Genomic DNA, 5,641 nt, shown 5'->3' on the forward strand with positions numbered 1-5,641 from the left:
CGTTGTGAAGCACCGTTCTGGTGTGGAGGCGGGATGTGTCCGATTCTTGAGAACTCAACAGCGTGCACTATGTTCAATGCCAATTTTATACCCCGGCCTTGATCTTCGGATCGGGTTGGGATTCCTTTGGAAATTGATGTCAGCTTCCGGTTTTCGGGTCGGAGAGATGTCTTATTTGCTAGAGGTCAAACTTGACTCCCCTTCTCTTCGGGGTTGGGGGTCGTAATTTTTTTACGGAGAGTTTGATCCTGGCTCAGGACGAACGCTGGCGGCGTGCTTAACACATGCAAGTCGAACGATGAAGCCCAGCTTGCTGGGCGGATTAGTGGCGAACGGGTGAGTAACACGTGAGTAACCTGCCCTTGACTCTGGGATAAGCGCTGGAAACGGCGTCTAATACCGGATACGACCTGCCCCGGCATCGGGTGCGGGTGGAAAGTTTTTCGGTCAAGGATGGACTCGCGGCCTATCAGCTAGTTGGTGAGGTAATGGCTCACCAAGGCGACGACGGGTAGCCGGCCTGAGAGGGTGACCGGCCACACTGGGACTGAGACACGGCCCAGACTCCTACGGGAGGCAGCAGTGGGGAATATTGCACAATGGGCGAAAGCCTGATGCAGCAACGCCGCGTGGGGGATGACGGCCTTCGGGTTGTAAACCTCTTTTAGTAGGGAAGAAGGGCTTCGGCTTGACGGTACCTGCAGAAAAAGCACCGGCTAACTACGTGCCAGCAGCCGCGGTAATACGTAGGGTGCAAGCGTTGTCCGGAATTATTGGGCGTAAAGAGCTCGTAGGCGGTTTGTCGCGTCTGCTGTGAAAACCCGAGGCTCAACCTCGGGCCTGCAGTGGGTACGGGCAGACTAGAGTGCGGTAGGGGAGAATGGAATTCCTGGTGTAGCGGTGGAATGCGCAGATATCAGGAGGAACACCGATGGCGAAGGCAGTTCTCTGGGCCGTTACTGACGCTGAGGAGCGAAAGCGTGGGGAGCGAACAGGATTAGATACCCTGGTAGTCCACGCCGTAAACGTTGGGAACTAGATGTGGGGACCTTTCCACGGTCTCCGTGTCGCAGCTAACGCATTAAGTTCCCCGCCTGGGGAGTACGGCCGCAAGGCTAAAACTCAAAGGAATTGACGGGGGCCCGCACAAGCGGCGGAGCATGCGGATTAATTCGATGCAACGCGAAGAACCTTACCAAGGCTTGACATATACCGGAAACTTCCAGAAATGGTTGCCCCGCAAGGTCGGTATACAGGTGGTGCATGGTTGTCGTCAGCTCGTGTCGTGAGATGTTGGGTTAAGTCCCGCAACGAGCGCAACCCTCGTTCTATGTTGCCAGCACGTCATGGTGGGAACTCATAGGAGACTGCCGGGGTCAACTCGGAGGAAGGTGGGGATGACGTCAAATCATCATGCCCCTTATGTCTTGGGCTTCACGCATGCTACAATGGCCGGTACAAAGGGCTGCGATACCGTAAGGTGGAGCGAATCCCAAAAAGCCGGTCTCAGTTCGGATTGAGGTCTGCAACTCGACCTCATGAAGTCGGAGTCGCTAGTAATCGCAGATCAGCAACGCTGCGGTGAATACGTTCCCGGGCCTTGTACACACCGCCCGTCAAGTCATGAAAGTCGGTAACACCCGAAGCCAGTGGCCTAACCGCAAGGAGGGAGCTGTCGAAGGTGGGATCGGTGATTAGGACTAAGTCGTAACAAGGTAGCCGTACCGGAAGGTGCGGCTGGATCACCTCCTTTCTAAGGAGCATCTGGACACCGCAGGGTGTTCCAGGCGCCAGATCAAAGCGAATGTCTTTGCTGGTAGCTCATGGGTGGAACATTGAACTAGGTGCTCGGTGAGATCGTCTCGCGTCAGTACAGCCTTCGGGTTGGGAACGCGTCGGGGCGGTGGAGTCGGGTACATGCACGCTGTTGGGTCCTGAGGGACCGGGCCGGCTGCCTTCGGGTGGCGGGGTCGACTCTCCGGATCCTTTTCTCACGCCTGGGTGTGTGGGAGAGGGATACCGCCCGTATTTTGAGAACTACACAGTGGACGCGAGCATCTTAGATTCACGGCTTCGGTCGTGGATCGACAAGATTCGCATGGCGCGGCTTTCGGGCTGCGGTCATGCAAATCATTGGATCTGCAACTTTTCGAGTTGTAGTTTCTTAACTCATGTGATTAGCAAGTTCATAAGAGCAAACGGTGAATGCCTTGGCATCTGGAGCCGAAGAAGGACGTCGTAATCTGCGATAAGCCTCGGGGAGCTGATAAACGAGCTGTGATCCGAGGATTTCCGAATGGGGAAACCCCGCCAGGCCCCTTGTGGTGACCTGGTGACTCCCGCCTGAATATATAGGGCGGGTAGAGGGAACGTGGGGAAGTGAAACATCTCAGTACCCACAGGAAGAGAAAACAACAGTGATTCCGTCAGTAGTGGCGAGCGAACGCGGAAGAGGCTAAACCGAGTCATGTGTGATACCCGGCAGGGGTTGCATGGCCGGGGTTGTGGGACTTTTCGTTCCGGTCTGCCGGCCGGTGAACGTTACAGCGCATCATAGACGAACAGGTTTGAACGCCTGGCCAGAGCGGGTGCGAGCCCCGTAGTCGAAATGGTGTTATGGCGTGAAGAGTATCCCAAGTAGCACGGGGCCCGAGAAATCCCGTGTGAATCTGTCAGGACCACCTGATAAGCCTAAATACTCCCAGATGACCGATAGCGGACAAGTACCGTGAGGGAAAGGTGAAAAGTACCCCGGGAGGGGAGTGAAATAGTACCTGAAACCGTTTGCTTACAAACCGTCGGAGCCTCCTTGTAGGGGTGACGGCGTGCCTTTTGAAGAATGAGCCTGCGAGTTAGTGCTCTGTGGCGAGGTTAACCCGTGTGGGGCAGCCGTAGCGAAAGCGAGTCCGAATAGGGCGATTCAGTCGCAGGGTCTAGACCCGAAGCGAAGTGATCTATCCATGGCCAGGTTGAAGCGACGGTAAGACGTCGTGGAGGACCGAACCCACTTCAGTTGAAAATGGAGGGGATGAGCTGTGGATAGGGGTGAAAGGCCAATCAAACTTCGTGATAGCTGGTTCTCTCCGAAATGCATTTAGGTGCAGCGTTGCGTGTTTCTTGCCGGAGGTAGAGCTACTGGATGGCCGATGGGGCCCAAAAGCTTACTGACGTCAGCCAAACTCCGAATGCCGGTAAGTGAGAGCGCAGCAGTGAGACTGTGGGGGATAAGCTTCATAGTCGAGAGGGAAACAACCCAGACCACCAACTAAGGTCCCTAAGCGCGTGCTAAGTGGGAAAGGATGTGGAGTTGCACAGACAACCAGGAGGTTGGCTTAGAAGCAGCCACCCTTGAAAGAGTGCGTAATAGCTCACTGGTCAAGTGATTCCGCGCCGACAATGTAACGGGGCTCAAGCACGCCACCGAAGTTGTGGCATTGACATTAGTGGTAGGCCTTCGTGGTCCAGCCGTGTTGATGGGTAGGAGAGCGTCGTGTGGCGAGTGAAGCGGCGGTGTGAACCAGCCGTGGATGCCACACGAGTGAGAATGCAGGCATGAGTAGCGAAAGACGGGTGAGAAACCCGTCCTCCGGAAGACCAAGGGTTCCAGGGTCAAGCTAATCTTCCCTGGGTAAGTCGGGACCTAAGGCGAGGCCGACAGGCGTAGTCGATGGACAACGGGTTGATATTCCCGTACCGGCGAAGAACCGCCCAAGACAATCCAGTAGTGCTAAGTATCTGAATCCCTTTGATGGATCCCTTCGGGGTGAAGCGTTGGGCCTAGCGTACGACCCCGTGCTGGTGCGTTTAGCGTATTAACAGGTGTGACGCAGGAAGGTAGCCGAGCCGGGCGATGGTTGTCCCGGTCTAAGGATGTAGGGCGAACGATAGGCAAATCCGTCGTTCATATAGCCTGAGATCTGATGGGTAGACGCAAGTCGAAATCGGTGATCCTATGCTGCCAAGAAAAGCATCGACGCGAGGTTCTAGCTGCCCGTACCCCAAACCGACTCAGGTGGTCAGGTAGAGAATACTAAGGAGATCGAGAGAATCGTGGTTAAGGAACTCGGCAAAATGCCCCCGTAACTTCGGGAGAAGGGGGGCCTGAGGCGTGAACGGACTTGCTCCGGGAGCGTTCGATGGCCGCAGAGACCAGTGGGAAGCGACTGTTTACTAAAAACACAGGTCCGTGCTAAGTCGCAAGACGATGTATACGGACTGACGCCTGCCCGGTGCTGGAAGGTTAAGAGGAACGGTTAGCCGCAAGGCGAAGCTGAGAATTTAAGCCCCAGTAAACGGCGGTGGTAACTATAACCATCCTAAGGTAGCGAAATTCCTTGTCGGGTAAGTTCCGACCTGCACGAATGGCGTAACGACTTCCCAGCTGTCTCAACCGCGAACTCGGCGAAATTGCATTACGAGTAAAGATGCTCGTTACGCGCAGCAGGACGGAAAGACCCCGTGACCTTTACTATAGTTTGGTATTGGTGTTCGGTGTGGCTTGTGTAGGATAGGTGGGAGACGTTGAAGCGGGCACGCTAGTGTTCGTGGAGTCATTGTTGAAATACCACTCTGGTCACTCTGGATATCTAACTTCGGACCCTAATCGGGTTCAGGGACAGTGCCTGATGGGTAGTTTAACTGGGGCGGTTGCCTCCCAAAGAGTAACGGAGGCGCCCAAAGGTTCCCTCAACCTGGTTGGCAATCAGGTGGCGAGTGTAAGTGCACAAGGGAGCTTGACTGTGAGACTGACAAGTCGAGCAGGGACGAAAGTCGGGACTAGTGATCCGGCAGTGGCTTGTGGAAGCGCTGTCGCTCAACGGATAAAAGGTACCTCGGGGATAACAGGCTGATCTTGCCCAAGAGTCCATATCGACGGCATGGTTTGGCACCTCGATGTCGGCTCGTCGCATCCTGGGGCTGGAGTAGGTCCCAAGGGTTGGGCTGTTCGCCCATTAAAGCGGTACGCGAGCTGGGTTTAGAACGTCGTGAGACAGTTCGGTCCCTATCCGCTGCGCGCGCAGGAAATTTGAGAAGATCTATCCCTAGTACGAGAGGACCGGGATGGACGAACCTCTGGTGTGTCAGTTGTTCCGCCAGGAGCACCGCTGATTAGCTACGTTCGGAACGGATAACCGCTGAAAGCATCTAAGCGGGAAGCCGGCTTCGAGATGAGATTTCCATCCCTTCGGGGGAGAGGCTCCCAGCCAGACGACTGGGTTGATAGGCCGGATGTGGAAGACAGGACTAAAGACTGTCGGAGCTGACCGGTACTAATAAGCCGATAACTTGATAATCACTACACTCATACCGTTGTAAAGGCTGGTAGGAGCGGTCAGAGATTGCTTGCGTCCACTTTGTGGTTCCCAGAAGACGGGCACCCCGCATCCTCCTTCGGGAGGAGCGGAACAATTGAATACACGCACGGCGTGTAACCCAGATTTGACCATGTGCCCTCGGGTGCGTGTGTCGCCAGGGTTACGGCGGCCATAGCGAGAGGGAAACGCCCGGTCACATTCCGAACCCGGAAGCTAAGACTCTCAGCGCCGATGGTACTGCAGGGGGGACCCTGTGGGAGAGTAGGACACCGCCGGACACCATTCACGATGGCCACCCAGAAATGGGTGGCCATCGCTGTTTAACC

3 rRNA genes are annotated in these 5,641 nt (G+C 55.5%); all 3 read left to right on the plus strand.

From position 1 onward, the window contains the following. The first annotated feature begins 230 nt into the window (after positions 1-230). Positions 231-1,753: ribosomal RNA gene (locus C5D50_RS16170) — 16S ribosomal RNA — on the plus strand. Positions 1,754-2,178: 425 nt separating this feature from the next. Continuing rightward, positions 2,179-5,294 (plus strand): 23S ribosomal RNA (locus C5D50_RS16175). A 182-nt stretch (positions 5,295-5,476) separates the two neighbouring features. Further along, a 5S ribosomal RNA gene (gene rrf / locus C5D50_RS16180) occupies positions 5,477-5,593 on the plus strand. The 16S, 23S and 5S rRNA genes sit together here, the layout of an rRNA operon. Positions 5,594-5,641 lie beyond the last annotated feature (48 nt).

This window comes from Rathayibacter sp. RFBD1 (assembly GCF_002932915.1).
GTDB lineage: Bacteria > Actinomycetota > Actinomycetes > Actinomycetales > Microbacteriaceae > Rathayibacter.